Here is a 19,848-nt window from a genome sequence, read left to right as displayed (position 1 = left end):
CGGTGGCGGGCTCAGGTCGAGAAGAGGCTCAATGAGCGACGGCCGCGCGGACCAGTAACCCGGCGGCCAGAAGGAGCAGGGCGGGCGGCGCCAGGAGGAGCGGGGGACCACCCGTGTCTGGAAGCGCCTTTCCTGGCGGGAACCCCGCCTGCGCGCAGATCTCGGCCTGCTCTTGGTAGAGCTCCCGGGGAGCGACGAAGTCGGGCCGTACATCCTCGCAGCCGATCACCGTGTCGCCCTCGTAGATGAGGTGGCCGTCGGCGGTGATCTGGTAGTCGGAGTTGGAGGGTACGGGAACAGCGCTGCCGAAATCGGGAACGTCGTGCCCCGGATCTGCAGGCGCCGGATCAACTAATGTGAGTACCAACACTATAGTTACCAGGACCGTTCTGCCCATCGCATCCCCTTCCGTAGCGCCGCTCCTGGAACTTCAGCGGGCGCCCGGAAGTATAGCGATCCTGGTGTTCCCCATCCGCTGGTAGGGCTTCGTCGCGTTGGGACTAATCGATGACTTTGGAGGTCGAAGACTGTTGCCTCTTGCTGCCTCGAATGCGCCTTGCGCGATTAACCGAGCTACTGATGGTCAGATGTTTGCGTTAGCTTTGAGTTCTTCGGCGTGGGCGGAAATCCAACGCACCATCTCCCGGAAGACGCGCGCCGGTCCCCGACGCCCGGCCTGTTCGTGGTTGACGAGGGCCCTGCGCAGGTCGGCATGTATCTCGTCCACGACCTCGCGCGGATCGTCCCAGCCGTAGGCGTCGCACATCAGCCGGACGCGCCGCGCCTGCTCCTCGACGGGGCCGCCGCCCTCGCCCACGTCGGCGAAGCTCCAGACGGCGTTGGCGAAGTCGAAGAGGCGCGTACCGGGGGCCGCGTCGTCCCAGTCGATGAAGGAGACGGGCTCATCGCCGATAAAGACCGCGTTGTGGGGACCGAGTTCGTTGTGCGCCACGATCTCGGCGCCGGCGGCCAGTCTGGATCCTTCGGTCGCGTCGTGGAAGCGCCGGATCAACGCGGCGGCGTTCGCCAACTGCGCATCCGAGAGCCGGTATTCGCCGTACTCGTGGAACACCCGGCCCTCGACGAACGTCAGGATCTCGCGCCCCCTCCCGTCCACGCCGAGCACCCGCGGCGCGGCGCCGAACCCGACGGTCTCCAGGTAACGCAGCAGCTCGTGAACGAAAGGCGAGCGCGGTCCCATCGGACGCCGCACGGTATCACCCACACGGACGATACCGGAGGTCTGACGTCCGCCCGTCAGAGGAATCTCGTCGTCCGCGTCCATGCGCGTCATGGTAGCCGCTCGTGCTTCGACCTGACATAGGTTGCGGGCGCTTCTGTCTGCCCGCACACATGATCCGGGACGTCGTGAGTATACATTTCCCTCGATAGAACGACGCAGAAGGGAGCACGGCGTGACGTACAGCGTGATGGTCTGGTTGGTGGACCCGGGCAAGCATCCGCAGCAGGACAGGGAAGAGGAGTGGGCCGCCGCCGGCCGCGACGAGGCCCCAGGCGCCGCCACGGGCGCCAACGTCGGCTACACCCTGCCCAGGATGCGCTACGGCGTCTACGAGAGCCAGGAAGAGGCCGAAGGCGCCCTCTCGGAGATAGGCGAGAGCCTGCAACAGAACCGCCCGTTGCGGATCTCTTCCCAGGCCAGCCGCGTGTGGCTCATCCCAGCCGACCGCGTCCACTACGTGGTCTGCGAAGAGGTCCAGCGCCCGAAGGACCAGTAAATTCGGAGGGCTGCGGCCCTGGACGTCAGGAGTCGAGCGCTGGGACGACCGCGGGCTGGCGAAGAGCGTCCAGCAGCCCGAGGGCGGCGCCGGAGCGGACGGCTTCTTCGGCCGACTCCACGCCCGCCGCGACGGATCCGGCCTCGTCGGCCATCCAGAGCCGCAGGGCGGCGTTGTAGAGGATCAGGCTCCTCACCGGGCCATCTTCACACTCCAGCGCGGCGAGCACCCCTCGCTTTTCGTCTTCAGGGTCTGTCCAGGGGATCCGCGCCCGCGTCGTCCTGGGCAGCCCGACAGATTCGGGTGCTACGCGTAACTCTTCCGTCTCTCCGTTCGACACGCGGACCATCGAGGAGTCGCCGTCGAGCGGTGCCTCGTCGGAGCCTTCGATGGCCTGGAAGACGAGGGCCCGCTCCACGCCGAGACGGATCAGGGCCTCCGGCACGGACCTCAGGAACGGCCTGTGCGTCATACCAACCATCATGCGCGAACCGGGAACGGGCGAGACGAGCTTCTCGACAACGTTCAGGACCGTCCGGCGCGCCATCTCCCACCTGAGCCCCAGCAAGGCGTGTAGCTCGGGCAGGTAGTGCTCCGTGCCGACCGCCGCGAAACCGTGCTCCAGCAGCGAGTCCTCGGCCTCGCGGAGCGAGAGGGACGGACAAACACCGAGGCCCCGGAGCGCATCGAAGACCGTGCGGCCTTCCTTCGGGGGCGTGCCTTCGCAGCCGGTCATCACGACACGCGCTCCTGCGGCAGCGGCGACCAGCGAGGCGGCGGCCCCGACGTTCAGGGTGCGCAGCTTGCCGTCGAAGCCGCCGGTTACGGTAACGACAGGCCGGTCATCCGGCGCCTCGATCTCCCTGACGAAAGACCGCACTGCCCTAGCGTAGCCTGCCATCTCCGCCGGCCCGTCGCCGGCGGCCCGGCCGACGAGGAGGAAGCCCCCGACCTGTGCCGGCGTGGCGCCGCCGGAGAGGATGAGCTCCATCGCCCGCCCGCAGAGTTCCGGGTCGAGCGGCCCCAGGCGCTCGGGACCGCGGGCGCGGGCCTTCAGGATCTCGCGGAACCCTTCGCCGGGCGTCACGCGACGGCCTCGTCGTCCTCGGCCGGCTCTTCGAGGGGAGGCAGGGATTCGACGTCCAGGATGACCTTGCCGTCCCTGACCGTCGCCGGCAACGTGAGCACGCGGGAGAGGTCGTCGTTCCCGACGCATCCACTCTTCAGCTCGATCTTTCGGGCGTGCAAGGGGCACGAGACGGTGGTCGCGGCCACGTCGCCGTCGGATAGGGGGCCGCCCATGTGCGGGCAGACGTCGCCCACGGCGAAGAAGCCCTGCTCGGTGTGGAAGACGGCTATGTGGAAGCCGGCCACGACCACGCGGCGACCTTCCAAACGGGGGACGTCGTCGGCGGCGCAGACCTCTACCCAGCGGCTCATACGCGCCCGATCTCCCCGACGAACTGCGTCTTCGTCATCGGCGCCTGACGCTCCAGCCACGGGTCGCTCGTCGCCGCCTTCTCCTTCCGCAACCGCCCCCGCAACCGCCCGGGTTCGCCCGAGTCCTCGTCCAGGACGCGCTTCTGTATCTCTTCGAGGCCGATCCTCGGGACGAAGTCGTAGGTGCGCTCCTTGGGGTTGCCGTTCTCTCTATAAAACTGCATGAAAGCCATCATCACGTCCTTTGCCCGCTGTTCCGTCTCGACCGTCGCTATGACGTCCCCCTTCCTCACCTCCATACCGGCGGCTCCGCCGACGTAGATCTGCCACCCTCCCTCTATAGCGATGGCCCCGATGTCCTTGACGCTCGCCTCGGCGCAGTTGCGCGGGCAGCCCGAGCAGCCCATCTTGACCTTCGCCGGGGTGTAGAGGTTCTCGAACTCCTTCTCCATGTCTATCGCGAGCTTCGTCGAGTCCCCCACCCCGTAGCGGCAGAACTCCGTCCCGACGCAGCTCTTGACCTGACGAAAAGCCTTCGTGTATGCGAACCCCGAAGGCATGTCCAGGTCGGCCCAGGCTTTAGGCAGGTCCTCTTTCTTCACGCCAAGGATGTCCAACCTTTGGGAACCCGTGATCTTGACCATGCGGGCGTTGTACTTCTCCGCGACGTCGGCGACCTTGCGGAGCTGCTCGGGGCTCGTAACCCCGCCGTAGCTCCTCGGCACTATGGAGAAAGAGCCGTCGTTCTGGATGTTGGCGTGTACCCGGTCGTTGATGGTCCTGGCGTGCCGCTCCTCCTCGTGGCCGCTGAAGTTGGCGGTGGCGACCAGGTACGTAAGCGCCGGCTTGCAGTCGGGGCAGACCTTGCCCGCGCCACACGCCTCCCCCACCTCCGAGACGCTCTTGAGGCCACGCTCCGCCACGATGCCCCGCACGTCGTCGGCCATGAGCTGCATGCACTTGCAGAGGAAGTTCTTGTCCTCCTCGACCTCGCCGGCCGACTGCTCAAGGATCTGCTTCACGAGCGGCTTGCAGCCCCCGCACGAGTTGCCCGCCTTCGTCTGGGCGACGACTTCGGAGACCTTCTTGAGCTTCAGGTCTTCTATGGTCGCCACTATCTGGCCCTTGCTCACGCCGTTGCAGTCGCAGACCTGCGCCCCGTCGGAGAGTTCCAGGGGTGCTGCGGCGGCGTCGACGGTGCCGGTTACGAGGCCCGCGATCTCCTCGGCCGGCATCGCGCGCTTGACCGCCTCGGTTAGCTGCGGCCCCACGCTGGCGTCGCCGAGCAGGATCGCGCCGACCACCCTCCCGTCCCTTACGACGGCCTTGCGGTACACGCCGTCGAGCGGGTTGGAGGAGACGAGCGCCTCGCACTCCTCGTCGTGGCCGTAGGCGTCGCCCGCCGAAACGAGGTCGACGCCGGCCACCTTGAGCGTCGCCGCGGCGCCCGAACCGGCGTAAACCCGCTTCCTTTCCCCGAGGATCGTGTCCACGACGACCCTTACCTGCTCCAGCGCAGGGGCGACGAGGCCAACGAGCTGGCCGCGGAACTCGGTGCACTCGCCCACGGCGTAGACGTTCTCGGCGCTCGTCTCCATGTGTTCGTTGACGAGGATGCCGCTGTTCACGCGGATTCCGGCGCGTCCGGCCGGTTGCGTGTTCGGGCGGATGCCGGTGCAGAGGACGACCATCTCGGTCGGCAGGTACTCTCCGCTCCCCAGTTTCACGCCCTGGACGCGGCCGTTGCCCCGGATCTCCTCGGTCTGGGCGTTGGTGCGGAATTTGATCCCGATCTTGCCGATCTCGCGCCCGAGCATCCTCCCGGCGGCGGGATCTAACTGCTGGTTCATAAGGTGCGGCGAACGGTGAAGGACTGTTACCTCGGAACCGTGCGTCGTCAGCCCGTAGGCCGCCTCGAGACCGAGCAACCCTCCCCCGATGACCACCGCCTTCTCGGGCGCGGCTTCTAGCATCTCCTCGACGTCGCGCACGGTCCGAAAGACGAAGACGCCCTTCTTGTCGTTGCCGGGGATCTCGGGCACGGCGGAGGAGGAGCCGGTGGCGAAGACCAGGCGGTCGTAGTCCACCCACTCGCCGTCGGTGCCGCGGACCTTTCGCTCTTTCGTGTTCAGTTCCTCGACGCGGACGCCGCGGCGGAAGCTGACGTTCTGCTCCTCGTACCAGTCGTCCGGGCGCATCCCCAGGTCGTCCAGGTTCACCGTGCCCGCCATGAACTCGGAGAGCCTCACCCTGTCGTAAGTGCCGACCTCCTCGTCGCCGTAGAGCGTAATCTCCACTCCCCCGGCGTCCTTCGCGAGCAGGCTGTCCACCAGCGCGGCCCCCGCGTTGCCGTTGCCAACCACGACTACTTTGAGCTTCTGCGTCAAACCTCTAACCCCCGTCCCACGCCGAGATCGTCTCCGCAAGATCCGCGCGTGCTCGTCTTTTTTGCTGTTCCCCGATTGCCTCGACCCGCACCGCTGCCCCCTTGAGCTCGGGCTGGTGGGAGACGGGGTCGGCCGCGTCGTGGGTGGCCTCGTTTACGCTGCCGCCCCCCGTCCACAGATCCCCCCAGTGAAACGGCGCGAAGATGGTGCCGGGTTCCACACTCTCCGTGACGAGGGCCCGGGCCAGGAACTCTCCCCGCGCCGAAACGACGCGCACCAAACGGCCGTTCTCCACGCCGGCCTCGCCCGCCGCCTCGGGGTGGACCTCGACGAACGGGCCGTCAAGCCCCTTCATCAACTTCTCCGAGCGCCCCGTGCGGGTCATCGTGTGCCACTGGTTCTTGACGCGGCCGGTCGAGAGAACCAATGGATACTCCCCGCCGGGCGGCTCGTGCAGGCCTTCGTGCGGGGTCGGCTCGAAGCGGGCGCGCCGGTCCGGGGTGTCGAACTTGCTGTCCACGTAGAGGCGCGGGGTGCCGGGGTGCTCGTCCTCCGTGCGATCCCACATGCGCACGATCCCGCCGAACGGACGCTCCGCGTGCTCGATGCGCTCGGGCACGGGCCACTGCACCGGGCCGCGTCTCAACCGTTCGTGCGAGAGGCCCGTTACGTCCATCGGCCTGCCGCGCGTGAGCTCCCTGTACTCCTCGTAGACCTCCGACGGGTCCTTCCAGGCAAAGTCCCCCCCAAATCCCATCTTGCGGGCGACGCCGGCGAAGATCTCCCAGTCCGCGAGCGCCTCGCCGGGCGCCTCGACCACCTTCTCGACCAGGCTCACCCGCCGCTCGGAGTTGGTCATTGTCCCTGACTTCTCGCCCCACCCGGCCACGGGCAACACGAGGTCGGCCAGCCGCGTCGTCTCCGTCGGGTAGGCGTCCTGGACCACGACGAAGGCGTTCCGGAGGCCCCGCCTGGTTCGCGCGAGATCCGGCATCGAGACAGCCGGGTTGGTGGCGGCGACCCACAGGAACTCCACCCCCCCGTTGTCCACGGCCCGGAAGAGCTCGGTCGCGGGCAGGCCCGGTTTCGCAGGGATGGTGCCAGGCTCGACTCCCCACGCCTCCTCGACCTCCAGGCGGTGGTTCGGGTCTTCGATCTTGCGGTAGCCGGGAAGCAGGTGGGCCAACCCTCCGGTCTCCCTGCCGCCCATCGCGTTCGGCTGGCCCGTGAGGGAGAAGGGCCCGCCGCCGACCTTGCCGACGTTGCCGGTCGCGAGGCAGAGGTTGATGATCGCGCGGTTCTTGAGCGTTCCGACCGTGCTCTGGTTGACCCCCATCGTCCAGAGGATCAGGGCCGCCTTCGCCTCCCCGAACCTCCTGGCGGCCTCCACGACGTCTTCGGCCTCTATCCCGCAGACCCTCGCCGCCCGCCGCGGCGTCCACTCAGCCGCCACCTCGGCCGCGGCCTCGAATCCCGACGTGTGGCGCTCGACGAACCGCCGGTCCAGCAGTCCCTCGTCAAGGATCACGCGCAGCATCGCGTTGGCTAGCGCGAGGTCAGTCCCGGGCCTGACCGGCAGGAAAAGATCGGCCACCGCGGCCGTCGGCGTCCGCCTCGGGTCCACGACGACCACGGAGACCTTGGGATCCTTCTTGCGCCGCTTGACGCGGTCGAAGGTGACGGGGTGGCAATCCGCCGTGTTCGACCCCCAAAGCACTATGCACTCCGAATGGCTTATGTCCGAGTAGGCGGCCGGCGGCCCGTCCGCCCCGAACGCCCCAGCGTACCCGGCCACGGCGCTCGACATGCACAATCTCGAGTTCGAGTCCACGTTGTTGGTCCCGACGAAGCCGCGGGCCAGCTTGTTGACCGCGTAGTAGTCCTCCGTCAGAAGCTGGCCGGAGATGTAGAACGCGGCGGCCTCCGGACCACCTTCCTCCAACACGCCACCGAGATGGACCGCTATCTCCTCGAACGCCTCGTCCCAGGAGACGCGCGCGAAGTCGTCCCCGTGGCGGCGCAGGGGGTGGGTCAGGCGGTCGGGGTGGTGGACGGCCTCGGGCAGCCCGGCCGGTTTGGGGCAGAGCTTCCCGAAGTTCGCCGGGTGCTTCTTGTCGCCCCGGATCGCGACGAGTCTCCCGCCCGAGGTCCCGGCCTCGACGCCGCACCCGACCCCACAGTACGGGCACGTCGAGCGCGTCCACCGCTCCGGCTGCCTCTTATCTACATCTGATGCCAAACACGTTCCTCTCGCACCCAACGAACCTACCCTGCAAAGGGTAGTCGAGGGGACAGGGACGCTTCATCGGCCCGATGTACATATATGCCGCGGGCAGTGAGCACGCATATTGCTACGACTTGATAAAGACTTTGCCTCCCGCCGGCACATAGCATGAACGGTGTCACGAGTCGGGCCCGGGGTCCGGCGTGCCGGATGGACGAGACGGAGGGTGGATCTTGGCGGAGGCGACGTTTCCGAGGAGCAGGACTGGCGGTTGGATCGAGAAGTGGAACCCCGAAGACGCGGAGTTCTGGGAGCGCGAGGGGAGGGCCGTTGCCAGGCGAAACCTCGTCTTCTCCATCTTCGCGGAGTTCCTCGGGTTCGCCACCTGGCAGCTCTTCAGCATAGTCGCGGCGCTGTTGCCGCTCATCGGCTACGACTTCACCCCCGCCCAGCTCTTCGGGCTCGTGGCGCTGCCGCCGCTCGTCGGGGCGACGCTGCGGTTCCCTTACACGTTCGCCGTCGGCATCTTCGGGGGCAGGAACTGGACCATCATCAGCGCGCTGCTACTCCTGATACCCACGGTGATGCTCGGCACCATCATCCAGAACCCGGAGACCCCGTACTGGCTCTTCGCCGTCGCGGCGGCCCTGGGCGGCCTGGGGGGCGGCAACTTCGCGTCCAGCATGGCGAACATAACGTACTTCTTCCCGAACCACCGCAAGGGGACGGCGCTCGGGGTCAACGCGGCCGGCGGCAACCTCGGGGTCGGCATCGTGCAGCTTCTGGTGCCTATCCTGATCGGCGCCGGAGCCCTGGCCTTTATAGGCGGCTCTCAGACCAAGAGCGACACGGACACGCAGGTCTTCGCCCAGAACGCGGCTTACTTCTGGGTGCCGTTCATAGTGCTGGCGGCGGTGTGCGCGTTCTTCTTCATGAACAACCTCAACGTCTCGCAGGCCTCGCCGCGGGAGCAGGCGCCCGTGATGAGGCGCAAGCACGCCTGGGTCATGAGCTACCTCTACATCGGCACCTTCGGCTCGTTCATAGGCTACTCGGCCAGCTTTCCCGTTTTGATCGGGACGGTATTCCCCGAGTACGCCGTTACCTGGCTAGCCGCCCTCGGCCCCGTCGTCGGCTCCCTGGTGCGACCGCTCGGGGCTGGATGGCCGACAGGTTCGGGGGTGCTGCGGTCACGTTCTGGAACTTCGCCGCGATGGCGCTCGGCGTCGTCTCCGTGCTCTTCTTCCTGGCCCAGCAGTCGTTCGCCGGGTTTTTGATCTCCTTCATGGTCCTCTTCGCCACCACCGGCATCGGCAACGGCTCGACGTACCGCATGATCCCGACCATCTTCCGCACCGAGCGCGAACGCCTGGCTGCGAACGACGAGGGCGCGCGGGCCGAAGCGCGCAGGATCGGGCTAAAAGAGGGCTCGTTCGTGCTCGGCTTCGCCGGCGCCATCGGCGCCTACGGCGGCTTCATAATCCCCCGCGCCTTCGCCGGTTCCGCCGAAGCCTTCGGAGGCCCGCAGGTGGCGCTCACGTCCTTTATAGCCTTCTACCTCACCTGCATGGCCGTTACCTGGTGGTTCTACTTCCGCCGAAACGCCGAGATCCCTTGCTAGCGATTCGCGGAACGCGAACCACGGTTTCACAGGCATCAGCACCGCACCACCTGAAGCCTGAAGCCTGAAGCTACTTCTCCTTCACGTAAGAGCCGGGGGCGTCCTCTACCGGGGGATACTTCTCGCTGCCCATCTTCGGCGGGTCGACCTCTTCGCCCGAGAAGGGTTCGAGCCAGTTCGTCCAGTCCTCCCACCAGGAGCCCTCTTGCTCCGTGGCGTTGGCGCGCCACTCTTCGGCCGTGGCGGCGGAGCCTGCGTCGCCGGACTCGTTTACCCAGTGCTTACCCTTGCCCTTGCTCGGGGGGTTGATCATGCCGGCTATGTGGCCCGAGTTTGCGAGCGCGAAGCGGGTGTTGAGGTTGGTGACCTGGCTTATCTTCCACGCCGAGTGCCACGGCACTATGTGGTCCTTCTCGGCGCCGACGGCGTAGGCCTCGCCCTCTATGGTCCCGAGGTCTATCTTGCGCCCGAGCACCTCGACCTTGCCGGGCTTTATGAGGTTGTTCTCGAGGTAGGTGTTGCGGATGTAGAAGCTGTGGGCGTCGCGGGCCATCCGCGTGCCGTCGGCGTTCCAGTACAAGAGGTCGAAGGCGGGCGGCTTCTGGCCGAGCAGGTAGTTGTTGACGACGTTGGACCAGATCAGGTCGTTGGAACGCAGCAGGTTGAACATGTTCGCCATCTTGCGGTTGTCCAGGTAACCGCGCTCCATCATCTGCTGCTCCATGAACTCGACCTGCGGCTCGTCCATGAACACCGCCGTATCCCCGACCTCGGCGAAGTCCTGCAAGGAGACCATGAACGTGCAGGCGCCAAAGGGGTTCTCGTCCCCGCCGGCGGCGAGCCAGGCGAGCGTAACGGCGAGCAGCGTCCCGCCGACGCAGTAGCCGACCGGGTTCACCTTCTCGGAGCCGGTGATGTCCTTGACGGCCTCGACGGCCGCGAGCGGGCCCATCGTCATGTAGTCCTCGAACTTGGTCTCTTCCATCGAGGCGTCCGGGTTCTTCCAGGAGACCATGAAGACGGTGAAGCCCTCGTCGACGAGGTACTTGACCATGCTGTTCTTCGGCTGCAGATCGAGGATATAGTACTTGTTGATCCAGGGCGGGAAGAAGACTATCGGGGTCTCGTGGACCTTCTCGGTCGTCGGCTCGTACTGGATGAGCTCTATGAGATCGTTCCTGTATACGACCTTGCCGGGCGTGATGGCGAGGTTCTCGCCGGGCTGGAAGGCGTTTGCGTCGGTCATGCTCATCCGGCCCTCTTCGAGGTCCGAGAGGAGGTTGCGGGTGCCCTCCGCGAGGCTCACCCCGCCCGTCTCGAATGCCCTCTTGAGGGCCGCCGGGTTGGTGAGAAGGAAGTTGACCGGGGCCAGCGCGTCCACGAACTGCTGCAGGTGGAACCTCATGCGCCGCTGCTCTTCGTTGTCCTGGCCGTCGGTCTCCTCGACCTCGTTGAGCAGGTACTCGGACGCGAGCAGGTACGACTCTTTTAGCGTCTCGTAGTAGGGGTTCTCGGTCCAGTCGGGCGCGGAGAATCGCCTGTCGGGGCGGCCCTCATCTTCTTTCTTGCCCTCGATGCCCCAGAAGCGGTTGGCGGCGTCCTGCCAGCTTTCGAGCGTCGCGCCCCAGAGCTTCGTGTTGAAGTCCGTGGCCCGTTGCATGGCGGCGGCGGGGTCGGAGAGCTCGCGCTGCCAGAGGGTCTGGAGGGATTTGGAGATCTCGACCCAGTTTATGGGGAGCACGTTCTGCATGGGGTTGGCGTCCCACAACTTCTCGAGGGTCGAGAGCAGGGGATCGTTACGGATCGCACCGGATGGAAGGTCCTTGACCTCGTCCCCGGTCGAGACGCCCGGCGCGGCGAGCCAGGGGACGCTCGCGCCCGGCGTGGCCGTCATCGCGCCCATGTTGGCCCGCATCCACTGCGCCCACAGGTCGAAGGGCGCCGACGCGGTACCCATCGTCCCGCTGCCGCCAGTTTTTTCTTCGCTCATGCAGTCCTCCAGACGAACCGTTCTTCTTCTTGTGTTGCGGAACACAGTCTACCCGTTTTGGCTGGTTGCCAGACGCGGGAGGCTACGAGAGGCCCATCCAGGCCCTCATCCGCGCGGCCCACCCCCGGAGGGCGTTCACGGCGCCCCGGAGCCACCCTCCGGGCTCCCGCGCCACTTTCTCCCCGGTCTTCCCGCCAACTCCGCGAGATTGCCGCCCGTCGCGGGACTTCAGGAAGCGCACGACCTCCCTGTTGACGTCCGCGAACCTCTCGATAAAGACGAGATGCCCGGCGTCTTCGAGGACCCGGAGCTTCGCGCCCGGTATGGCGTCCGCCAGGGCGCGGGCGTTGGCGGGCGGCACGTAACGGTCCTCCGAGCCGTGGATCACGAGCGTCGGCGAGGTGATGTGCCCGACGTCCCCGGAGAGGTCGAACCTGGCCCCCGCCTTCGCCTGCTCGTAGTACGAGACGGCGGAGGACGAATCGGCGAGCCGCCAGTGCACTATCTTCTCGAACTCTTCGGGCTTCTCGGCCCGGTAGACCTCGCCCGTCGCCGCCTCCAGCGCCTTGCGGGCCGCGGCCTCGGCGCTGAAAGTCCCCAGGCCCATCATGTCCGCCAGCGCCCCCGGCGACATCGCCTCGGGCCCCCTGCCCCCGTAGCTCGTACACACGAGCACGAGCCTGTCCACGAGGTCGGGCCGCGCGAGCGCGAGCTCCTGCGCCACGAAGCCGCCCAACGAGGTGCCGAGCACGTGCGTCTTTTTCACCCCGAGGTGGTCCAACAGGGCGACGACCTCGTCGACGAGGTCGGCGACGCCGTTGCCGAGGCTTCGCTCGCCCCGGATGTCGAAGGTGATGGTGCGGAAGTGGCGCGAGAAGGCGGGGACCTGCCTGAACCAGCCCCACCGGCCGAAGCCGAGCCCGTTGACGAGGAGCAGCGGCGGCCCCTCGCCCTGGACGTCGTAGTCTATGCTGGTGTTCTCGGTGATCGTTACTGGCACGTGGCCGCCCTTCGTATCTCCAAAGACTGCCTAGACCGCGTAGTACTGCGGGTTCTCGGGATGCCCGAGCGCGTCGAGCACGCCTTCGGCCACCTTGTCGAGCGGCCGCCCGGCGTCGATGACCGTCAGCACGCCCCGCGCCTCGTAGTGCTCTTTGAGGAGCGCGTGCTCCCGGCGGTACGCGCCCAGACGCCGCCTGAGCGACTCCTCGGTGTCGTCGCTGCGCCGCTCGAACGGGCCCGGGTCGAGCCTCTTCTCGGGCCCCGGCGGCGGGTCGTTCTTCAGGTGGTACGCGGCGTCGGTCGCCCGGCTGTGGACCCGGCCGCCGAGGACCCGCCCGACGAGCTCGTCGTCCGACGGTCCTTCTAGCGAGATCACGTGGCGCAACGGCCCGGCGCCGCGTTCCTCGAGCTCCGCGTCCAGGATCTCGGCCTGCCCCGCGTTGGCCGGGAAGTCGTCGAGGACGAAGCCCCCCGCCGTCCGCACGTGCGGCAGCAGCAGGTCGAATACGACCCCGTCGGGGACCGGCTCGCCGGCATCGTGGAGGGCCCCGATCCGCGCCCCGAGCGGCGTGCGAGCCTCGATCTGGGCCCGCACAAGATCACCCGTGGAGAGCCTCGGCGACCGGTTGTAGAACGGCAGCGACCACGAAAGCCTCTGCGCCTGACTGCTCTTGCCCGATCCCACCGGACCTATGAAAGCTACCCTCATGCTGTTCCTCCTCTTGAACGCCGCTACTCGGCAACCCGCTGAGCAAGCAACCGCCTGGCCTTCTCGGCCCTGAGCCGGTTCTCGTCGCGCACCTCGCGGAAGAACCCCGCGAGCTCATCGTCCGCGGAACCCTCTGCCCTGAGGGCCAGATCCTCGTACCTGCCAACGTCCTGCAAAACCGCCTCGTACAACGCCTTCTTCATAAACTCCTACCTCTTGTAGACTCAGGGACCGAACACTTACGATCGCCCGTCGTCCCCGATCTCTTACGGCCCGAAGCCCGGACCTCCAAATCATTGTATTCACTACGCATATACTGTCAATTTGCACTTAGTTACAAGCGTCGTCGTCGGGTTCGTTCTCGGTGGAGAGCCGGGCCGCGAGGTTGTGCCGCGCCGCGTCTTTCGGGCCGAAGTATGAGCGTTCGGAGGGTAGCGTAAGGAAGCCTGGGCTTTGAGGAGGTCGCGCTACACACTTCGGCACATTCTTGGTGCGTGGGGGCATTTTGGAGTTAAAGGATGGAGTGGATACGGTATCTATAGGCTTAGCCGGTGCTCGCGTCTTCTCCTTTCCCTTTCACCCCACGGGCGGGTACCGGTTCCTTCCGGGGGTTCGAGATTGACCGTGGTCGCCGCCGCGCATATATTGGCGTGGGGACCGTCACGCCGACAGACCACGAGGGGCAGAGATGACCGTCACGCCCGATGGCGTAAAGCAAGAGACTCAAAAGAACGATTTCATTCGGTCTGACCGCCTTCTTTCGGGGGAAGAGAAGGAGGTCAGGGACAGGGTACGCGAGTTCGTGGAGCGGGATGTGATCCCGTCCGCCGCGGACCACTGGGACCGGGCTGAGTTCCCCTTCGAGGCGCTCCCCGGCCTCGGGGAGCTCGGGCTCATGGGCGGCACCTTCTCCCCGGAGTACGGTTGCGCGGGGTGGAACAACGTGGCCTACGGGCTCGCCATCGCGGAGCTGGCGCGCGGGTCGGGGTCCCTGGCCACGTTCCTGCACGTGCAGAGCGGGCTCGCGATGGCGGCCATCCACGAGTTGGGTTCCGAGGATCAGAAGCGGAAGTGGCTGCCGGAGATGGCGCGGTGCGAGAAGGTAGGGTGCTTCGGCCTCACCGAGCCGGGGGCGGGAAGCGACCCGGGCTCGCTCGCGACTACTGCAACGGAGAAAGACGGCGGCTACGTGCTCGACGGGGAGAAGAAGTGGATCGGCAACGCCACGTTCGCCGACGTGGCCGTGATCTGGGCCAGGACCGAGGACAACAAGATCTCCGGCTTCCTCGTAGAAGGAGATAACCCCGGCTTCCGGGCCGAGGTCCTTCCCCGTAAGGGCTCCCAGCGGGCCGTCTGGCAGGCCCACATCAAGCTAGAAGACTGCCACGTCCCGGCCGATGCCCGGTTACCGGGGGCGACCGGCCTCGGGTCCACCCTGTCCGTGCTCACGCACTCGCGCTACGGGGTCGGGTGGGACGGCCTGGGCCAGGCGGCGGACTGCTACGAAGTAGCGCTGGCCTACACAAAGGAGCGGGAGCAGTTCGGGCAGCCGATAGCCTCCTTCCAGCTCGTGCAGCAGAAGCTGGTCGAGATGGTCAACGAGATCTCCCTCTCCCAACTCCTCTCCATCCACGTGGGTCGCCTTAAAGACGAGGGACTCCTCGACCCGCCTACGGTCTCCATGTTCAAGATGAACAACGTGGCCAAGGCCCGCCGCACGGCGGCGCTTGCCCGCGAGGTCCTCGGCGGCAACGGCGTCCTGCTCGACTACCGCGTCATGGAGCACATGGCGGACATCGAGGGGGTCTACACCTACGAGGGCACGAACGACGTGAACGCCCTGATCGTGGGCCAGGCCATCACGGGCCACCGCGCCTTCTCGGCCCGCCCCCCGAAGGACTCCACCCGCGACGGCCGGGCGGAAGAGAAACCCCGCTGAGCGTGGAAGAGACGCAGCCCCGCGGCGGAGCGGACCGCGCGGAACTCGGGGTCTCGCCGGAAGAGGCCCGCCACGTCGCCAACCTCCTCCGCTACGCCATAAGCCTGAACACGACTGTGGGCCTCGTCCGGGCCCAGCGCCGCCTCGCGACGACCACGTACAGGGCCGCGGAACTCGCGGCCCTGATCCTGGAAGGCAAACCATTCGAGCAGGCCGCCCAGGAGGCCGCAAAGACCTGGACAGGCTCCCTCGAAGAAGACCACCGCCGCGCCCTGAAGCTCCTCCAGGCCCAACGCGACACCCTCGTTCAAGCCATGTCGGGCCGCCTGACACCGGAACAACTCAAAGAGTACCTGGAAGTCACCCAGGACCAGTTCCTCGAGCTCGTCCGCCCAGACTTCCCCCAACAGGAGACCACAGACCCGCAAAGTTAACCTTTTGACAACCAGACCCCCGACTTATGCGGTAAGCTCTTTATATGCAATACGCACATAGATACAATTCATGGCCCTCTACGGGGGCGTCGATATGATGGACGACACGCGGGTTCTGGCGTTGCGAGACGGCGTTTGCGTGCCGGTGCGCGAGATACGCGCCGGGGACGCGGCGGCGCTGCAGCGTCTCGTGGCGCGGTCGAGCGACAGGTCGGTAGAGTTGAGGTTCTTCGGCCCCCTCAAGAGGCTCTCTGACAAGCAGGCCCGGCGGTTCGCGGAGGTCGACGGCCGGGACCGGTTCGCGCTGGTGGCGCTCGATCCCGAGGACCCCGGGGAGGTCGTGGGCGTGGTCCGCTACGAGCGCGAGCCCGGCACCGACGCGGCCGAGTACGCGGCGCTCGTGGAGGACAGGTTCCAGGACCGGGGGCTCGGCATCGGGCTCACCCGCCACCTCATAGAGGCCGCCCGCGCGAACGGTCTCGAACGGCTGTACGCCCTCGTCATGCGCGAGAACGCCGGGATGCTCCACCTGCTGCGCAGCCTCGACCTCCCGGAGCGCAAACGGTGGGAAGACGGGGCCGAGCACGTCGAGATCGACCTGAGGCCGAGCACGGCGGCGTAAGGGCTTTCAGCTATCAGCCGTCAGCTTTCAGCTTGTCCGTTTGGGGACGGGACTCTCGGGCTTCAGACCTCGCCGGTCTTGCCGAAGCAAAAGAGAAGGGACCGGGGTTTCTCACCCCGGTCCCTTCTCTTGGCTGATAGCTGAAAGCTAAAAGCTGACAGCTATTCTTACACCCTCTCGAAGATCGCGGCTATGCCCATCCCGCCACCGATGCAGAGGGTTACCAGGCCGTAGCGGCCGTTCGTGCGGGCGAGGTGGTGCAGAATCTTGACGGTTAGTACGGCTCCCGTGGCCCCGATGGGGTGGCCGAGGGCGACGGCGCCGCCGACCGGGTTGAGCTTCTCCTCGGGCACCTCGAGCTCGCGCCCGACGGCTATCGCGATGGACGAGAAGGCCTCGTTCGCCTCGACGGCGTCGAGGTCGTCGACCGAGAGGCCGGCCTTCTTCAGCGCCATCCTGGAGGCTGGGATCATGCCGGTCCCCATCACCGACGGGTCGACGCCCGATACGGCGGCCGAGACGAGCCTGCCGGCTACGGGCATGCCGAGTTCCTCGGCCTTCTTCTCGCTCGATACGAGCATCATCGCGGCCCCGTCGTTGATGCCCGATGCGTTGGCCGCGGTCACCGTGCCGCCCTCTTTCTTGAAGACCGTCTTTAGCTTCTGGAGGCCCTCGACGCTAGCGTTGGCCCGGATATGCTCGTCGGTGGTGAACTGGACCTTCTCTTTCTTCTGCCTGACCTCGACCGGCACGATCTGGCCGTCGAAGAGCTCGTCTTCGTGGGCCTTCGCCGCCCGCTGGTGGCTGCGCACCGCGTAGGCGTCGGAGTCTTCGCGGGTGATGCCGTACTCTTCCGCGACGTTCTCCGCCGTAACGCCCATATGGTAGTTGTTGAAGACGTCCCACAGGCCGTCGAAGACCATGTGGTCCTGGATCTCGGCAGAAGGCATCCCCATCCTGTAGCCGTAACGCCCCTTGTCTAGAAGGAAGGGCGCCCGGTCCATGTTCTCGATGCCGCCCGCCATCACGACGTCCGCATCACCCAAGGCCACTTCCTGGGCGGCCGAGATGATGGCCTGAAGGCCCGAGCCGCACATCCTGTTGAGGGTCATGCCCGGGGTCGTTACCGGGAGACCGGTCTTCATGCCGACCTGGCGGCCCGGGTTCATGCCCTGCCCGGCCGAGAGGATGTTGCCGACTATGATCTGGTCGACCTGCTCGCCCTCTATGCCGGAGCGGCTGAGGACTTCCTTGCCCACCGTCGCCCCGAGGTCCGTGGCCGGCGTGTCCTTGAGCGCGCCCCCGAACGTGCCTATGGCGGTCCTGAGGGGCGTCGAGATCACGATCTCGGTGCCGTTTCCGTTGCCGAAGCTCACCTTTTCTCCTTCCTCTTATCCTGACCGAAGCATACATCAAAAAGAAAGGCCCGAACCGAATGGTCCGGGCCTTTCTAAACCTTCTGTAAGCTTCCTCTACCTCTTGGCCCGCTTCTGGGCCTCTTCCAGGTCCCCCCTGTAGTAGGAGAACATGGAGTTCAGGAAGTCCATGTAGGCGTTCGCGCCCTCCTGGGCGAGCGCCTGGGAGGCCTCCTGCTGCTTGCGCTGCTGCTCGATCAGGTCGTCGGCCAGCGCCCGGTTGTTGGAGGCCTGGGTCCTCAGGTTGTTGATGACCCCGTTGAAGAACTCCTGCGTGAGCTGCGCGTTTAGCTCCTGCGCGGAGACCGACCTATCGGCGATCGCCTGGTAAGACTCTTTGATCGCCCCGGCGAACTTCTCGGCCGCCTCGTTTACCTGCTTCTGCTGTTTCTGATCCATGTTTTCGATCCTTTCCTTTCTATTCGGGACTTATCCGAACAACCCGCTTTCATACCCCCGGACACGACCCGCGAAACATAAAGGGGGGCGGGCCCGGAAGCCCACCCCCCACGAAACGTTGACGCGTGCCGGTCTGTTTACCTGGTGGCCTTCTTGGCGACCTGCAGGCCCTCCTTGTAGTAGGAGAGGGGCGCGTAGGCGAGGTCCAGGTACGCGTCGAGGGACTGCTCGACGAGCGTCTGGTAGGCTTCGCGCTGCTTCTCGGCCCGCTCCACGAGCTCCTGGGTCATCGCCCGGTTGCTCTCGGCCTGGTGGCGCAGCTCCTTGATGGAACCATCGACCACACCCTGCGCGAACCTGACGTTCCGCTCCTGCAGCCCGACCGCGTGGTCCACGACGGTCTGGTAGGAATCGCGCGTGGTCTCGGCCAGCTTCTCGGCGGCCTTGTTGGCCTTCTCGACGTTGGTAGCCATTCGGGCTAACCCCTTTCTCGCGTGCGACGCGAACTCTTGCTACTTCTTCTCGTCCGGCTCGTCTTTCAACGGCCTTCCCGTGTAGAGCCGGAAGAAGGTGTCCATGGTCTGCTGGTACTGCTCGAGGGACCTGGCCCAGAAGTCCAGGTAAGCCTTCCCCGCGTCCGTGATCGTGTACATCCGGCGGGCCGGTCCTCCCCTGGAGGTCTCCCAACTGGACTCCACGATCCCGTCCTTCTCCATCTGCCTGAGCGTCCTGTACAACGTCCCCGGGTTCATCGCCTCGAACCCGAAGTTCGAAGCCCGCTCCATAAGCTCGTAGCCGTAGGAGTTCCATTCGCGCAACGACAACAGGATCACCGGCACCAGCCAGTTCCTGGGCCGCGCCTCTACCCCCCGGAAACCAGCCTCCCGGTCCCCGACAGCACGCCCTTTTTCTTCGTTGTTCATAGCTCTCTCTTCCATACTCTATATGCAGTCTACACATATATATGTACTCGTCAAGGTTTTTCGCGACATTTCTGTAGCATTGTAACGTTTCGGGGGTGGGATCTCGCGGTCTTATGTGCTTGGGGTATCTAGTTTGCGGCTGGTCTACCCGGTCAATAAACTGTTTCGAGGGAAACTACGGTAAAAGGGAGGATACGTGGGAACTCTGAAAGAAGCGGTTGCGGTAGTGACGGGGGCGAGCCGGGGGCTTGGCGCGGCGATCTCCGAGGAGCTCGCGGCGGGTGGGGCGAAGGTCGTCGTCAACTACTCGCGAAGCAAGGAGCCCGCCGAAGAGTTGGTCTCAAAGATAGAAGAGGCGGGCGGTGAGGCGATAGCGGTCCAGGGTGACGTCTCGGACCCGGAGCAGGCGCAGGCACTCATAGACAAGGCGATAGAGCGGTTCAACAGGATCGACGTGTTGGTCAACAACGCCGGGATCAACATAGACAAGACGCTCAAGAAGCTCACGGTGGATGATTGGGACAAAGTGATCCAGGTCGACCTGAACAGCGCCTTCTACACCGTGCACGCGGTGTTGCCGCACATGACCGAGGCAGGCGGGGGCAAGATCATCAACATGAGCTCCTTCGTCGGGGAGGCCGGCAATATCGGCCAGGCGAACTACTCCGCGGCCAAGGGCGGCTTGCTCGGCTTCACCAAGACCGCGGCCCTCGAGCTGGCCCGCTACGGAATAACCGTCAACGCCATCTGCCCCGGCTTCATAAACACGGACATGGTTGCGGCCATCCCGGAGGAGGCAAAGGAGAAGCTCCTGAAATCGGTGCCGCTGAGGCGCTTCGGCGAGCCCGAGGAGATCGCGCGCGCCGTCCGGTACCTGGTCGAGGACGGCGACTACATCACGGGACAGTCACTCGACATCAACGGCGGCGTCTACATAAGGACCTAGCTGGTCAGCCGGTCAGCAAAGTTTGAGGAGGGGCCCGGTGAACCGGGCCCCTCCTCTT

19 protein-coding genes and 1 pseudogene are annotated in these 19,848 nt (G+C 66.0%); 6 read left to right on the top strand and 14 right to left on the bottom strand.

Annotated features, from left to right (window positions below; genetic code table 11):
• Window positions 1-28: 28 nt before the first annotated feature.
• Both GBA63_RS04645 and GBA63_RS04640 read right to left on the bottom strand, forming a co-directional pair.
• Entirely contained in the window at window positions 29-397 is a 369-nt protein-coding gene (locus GBA63_RS04645; protein WP_166173903.1) for a hypothetical protein, read from the bottom strand.
• Between the two features lie 186 nt (window positions 398-583).
• The gene (locus GBA63_RS04640; RefSeq protein ID WP_166173901.1) at window positions 584-1,294 is read right to left on the bottom strand and encodes a phosphotransferase; all 711 of its coding nucleotides are present in this window, start codon (window positions 1,292-1,294) and stop codon (window positions 584-586) included.
• Between the two features lie 121 nt (window positions 1,295-1,415).
• Between GBA63_RS04640 and GBA63_RS04635 the strand changes: the two genes are divergently transcribed.
• Entirely contained in the window at window positions 1,416-1,739 is a 324-nt protein-coding gene (locus GBA63_RS04635) for a hypothetical protein (protein WP_166173899.1), read from the top strand.
• Between the two features lie 25 nt (window positions 1,740-1,764).
• Here the strand turns inward: GBA63_RS04635 and GBA63_RS04630 are convergent, their stop codons facing one another.
• The 4 genes from GBA63_RS04630 to GBA63_RS04615 are packed head-to-tail and all read right to left on the bottom strand — an operon-like array spanning window position 1,765 to window position 7,805.
• Entirely contained in the window at window positions 1,765-2,826 is a 1,062-nt protein-coding gene (locus GBA63_RS04630) for an anthranilate phosphoribosyltransferase (protein WP_166173897.1), read from the bottom strand.
• On the bottom strand, window positions 2,823-3,179 hold the full coding sequence (locus GBA63_RS04625; protein WP_166173895.1) for a Rieske 2Fe-2S domain-containing protein: 357 nt from the start codon (window positions 3,177-3,179) through the stop codon (window positions 2,823-2,825). The genes GBA63_RS04630 and GBA63_RS04625 overlap by 4 nt, the downstream gene beginning before the upstream one ends.
• Window positions 3,176-5,566, bottom strand: coding sequence for a nitrite reductase large subunit NirB (nirB, locus tag GBA63_RS04620; protein WP_166173893.1), 2,391 nt, complete (start codon window positions 5,564-5,566; stop codon window positions 3,176-3,178). Before nirB ends, GBA63_RS04625 begins: the two co-directional genes overlap by 4 nt.
• Before the next feature lie 4 nt (window positions 5,567-5,570).
• The gene (locus GBA63_RS04615) at window positions 5,571-7,805 is read right to left on the bottom strand and encodes a molybdopterin oxidoreductase family protein (RefSeq protein ID WP_166173891.1); all 2,235 of its coding nucleotides are present in this window, start codon (window positions 7,803-7,805) and stop codon (window positions 5,571-5,573) included.
• 218 nt (window positions 7,806-8,023) lie between these two features.
• Here GBA63_RS04615 and GBA63_RS04610 point away from each other — a divergent pair.
• Window positions 8,024-9,411 (top strand): annotated as a pseudogene (locus tag GBA63_RS04610) (MFS transporter).
• Window positions 9,412-9,481: 70 nt separating this feature from the next.
• On the opposite strand, the gene GBA63_RS04605 reads toward GBA63_RS04610, so the two are convergent.
• The 4 genes from GBA63_RS04605 to GBA63_RS04590 form a co-directional block, all read right to left on the bottom strand.
• Window positions 9,482-11,401, bottom strand: a complete 1,920-nt coding sequence (locus GBA63_RS04605) for a PHA/PHB synthase family protein (protein ID WP_228282310.1) — start codon at window positions 11,399-11,401, stop codon at window positions 9,482-9,484.
• A gap of 82 nt (window positions 11,402-11,483) precedes the next feature.
• The gene (locus GBA63_RS04600) at window positions 11,484-12,401 is read right to left on the bottom strand and encodes an alpha/beta fold hydrolase (RefSeq protein WP_166173889.1); all 918 of its coding nucleotides are present in this window, start codon (window positions 12,399-12,401) and stop codon (window positions 11,484-11,486) included.
• 30 nt (window positions 12,402-12,431) lie between these two features.
• Window positions 12,432-13,112 carry an adenylate kinase family protein gene (locus tag GBA63_RS04595; protein ID WP_166173887.1) on the bottom strand — a complete coding sequence of 227 codons (681 nt, stop codon included), beginning with the start codon at window positions 13,110-13,112 and terminating at the stop codon, window positions 12,432-12,434.
• Window positions 13,113-13,135: 23 nt separating this feature from the next.
• A complete protein-coding gene (locus GBA63_RS04590; RefSeq protein WP_166173885.1) occupies window positions 13,136-13,315 on the bottom strand; it encodes a hypothetical protein in 180 nt (59 codons plus the stop codon).
• Between the two features lie 485 nt (window positions 13,316-13,800).
• Here GBA63_RS04590 and GBA63_RS04585 point away from each other — a divergent pair, with 485 nt between their 5' ends.
• The 3 genes from GBA63_RS04585 (at window position 13,801) to GBA63_RS04575 (ending at window position 16,107) form a co-directional block, all read left to right on the top strand.
• Entirely contained in the window at window positions 13,801-15,051 is a 1,251-nt protein-coding gene (locus tag GBA63_RS04585) for an acyl-CoA dehydrogenase family protein (RefSeq protein WP_166173883.1), read from the top strand.
• Between the two features lie 2 nt (window positions 15,052-15,053).
• Complete coding sequence (locus tag GBA63_RS04580) at window positions 15,054-15,485, top strand: type 2 periplasmic-binding domain-containing protein (RefSeq protein WP_166173881.1); 432 nt, start codon at window positions 15,054-15,056, stop codon at window positions 15,483-15,485.
• Between the two features lie 70 nt (window positions 15,486-15,555).
• On the top strand, window positions 15,556-16,107 hold the full coding sequence (locus tag GBA63_RS04575; protein WP_166173879.1) for a GNAT family N-acetyltransferase: 552 nt from the start codon (window positions 15,556-15,558) through the stop codon (window positions 16,105-16,107).
• A gap of 167 nt (window positions 16,108-16,274) precedes the next feature.
• Here the strand turns inward: GBA63_RS04575 and GBA63_RS04570 are convergent, their stop codons facing one another.
• The 4 genes from GBA63_RS04570 to GBA63_RS04555 form a co-directional block, all read right to left on the bottom strand.
• Window positions 16,275-17,483 (bottom strand): thiolase family protein, encoded by a 1,209-nt coding sequence (locus GBA63_RS04570; RefSeq protein ID WP_166173877.1) that lies wholly within the window; start codon window positions 17,481-17,483, stop codon window positions 16,275-16,277.
• 96 nt (window positions 17,484-17,579) lie between these two features.
• Window positions 17,580-17,921: a capsid protein gene (locus GBA63_RS04565; protein WP_166173875.1), complete on the bottom strand. Its 342-nt coding sequence runs from the start codon at window positions 17,919-17,921 to the stop codon at window positions 17,580-17,582.
• A 137-nt stretch (window positions 17,922-18,058) separates the two neighbouring features.
• Window positions 18,059-18,394, bottom strand: coding sequence for a hypothetical protein (locus GBA63_RS04560; RefSeq protein WP_166173873.1), 336 nt, complete (start codon window positions 18,392-18,394; stop codon window positions 18,059-18,061).
• A 39-nt stretch (window positions 18,395-18,433) separates the two neighbouring features.
• Window positions 18,434-18,844 (bottom strand): helix-turn-helix transcriptional regulator, encoded by a 411-nt coding sequence (locus tag GBA63_RS04555; protein ID WP_166173871.1) that lies wholly within the window; start codon window positions 18,842-18,844, stop codon window positions 18,434-18,436.
• Between the two features lie 196 nt (window positions 18,845-19,040).
• Between GBA63_RS04555 and GBA63_RS04550 the strand changes: the two genes are divergently transcribed.
• Window positions 19,041-19,790 (top strand): 3-oxoacyl-ACP reductase family protein, encoded by a 750-nt coding sequence (locus GBA63_RS04550; protein ID WP_166173869.1) that lies wholly within the window; start codon window positions 19,041-19,043, stop codon window positions 19,788-19,790.
• Window positions 19,791-19,848: the final 58 nt, after the last annotated feature.

The organism is Rubrobacter tropicus (assembly GCF_011492945.1).
Taxonomy (GTDB): Bacteria; Actinomycetota; Rubrobacteria; order Rubrobacterales; family Rubrobacteraceae; genus Rubrobacter_D; species Rubrobacter_D tropicus.
This window is presented reverse-complemented; position numbering and strand designations above follow the sequence as displayed.

Coding starts and splice junctions, on each gene's coding strand:
- GBA63_RS04605 (WP_228282310.1), bottom strand. CDS start 11,401: ATGAGCGAAGAAAAAACTGGCGGCAGCGGGACGATGGGTACCGCGTCG.
- GBA63_RS04640 (WP_166173901.1), bottom strand. CDS start 1,294: ATGACGCGCATGGACGCGGACGACGAGATTCCTCTGACGGGCGGACGT.
- GBA63_RS04555 (WP_166173871.1), bottom strand. CDS start 18,844: ATGAACAACGAAGAAAAAGGGCGTGCTGTCGGGGACCGGGAGGCTGGT.
- GBA63_RS04575 (WP_166173879.1), top strand. CDS start 15,556: ATGGCCCTCTACGGGGGCGTCGATATGATGGACGACACGCGGGTTCTG.
- GBA63_RS04595 (WP_166173887.1), bottom strand. CDS start 13,112: ATGAGGGTAGCTTTCATAGGTCCGGTGGGATCGGGCAAGAGCAGTCAG.
- GBA63_RS04590 (WP_166173885.1), bottom strand. CDS start 13,315: ATGAAGAAGGCGTTGTACGAGGCGGTTTTGCAGGACGTTGGCAGGTAC.
- GBA63_RS04560 (WP_166173873.1), bottom strand. CDS start 18,394: ATGGCTACCAACGTCGAGAAGGCCAACAAGGCCGCCGAGAAGCTGGCC.
- GBA63_RS04565 (WP_166173875.1), bottom strand. CDS start 17,921: ATGGATCAGAAACAGCAGAAGCAGGTAAACGAGGCGGCCGAGAAGTTC.
- GBA63_RS04625 (WP_166173895.1), bottom strand. CDS start 3,179: ATGAGCCGCTGGGTAGAGGTCTGCGCCGCCGACGACGTCCCCCGTTTG.
- GBA63_RS04585 (WP_166173883.1), top strand. CDS start 13,801: ATGACCGTCACGCCCGATGGCGTAAAGCAAGAGACTCAAAAGAACGAT.
- GBA63_RS04645 (WP_166173903.1), bottom strand. CDS start 397: ATGGGCAGAACGGTCCTGGTAACTATAGTGTTGGTACTCACATTAGTT.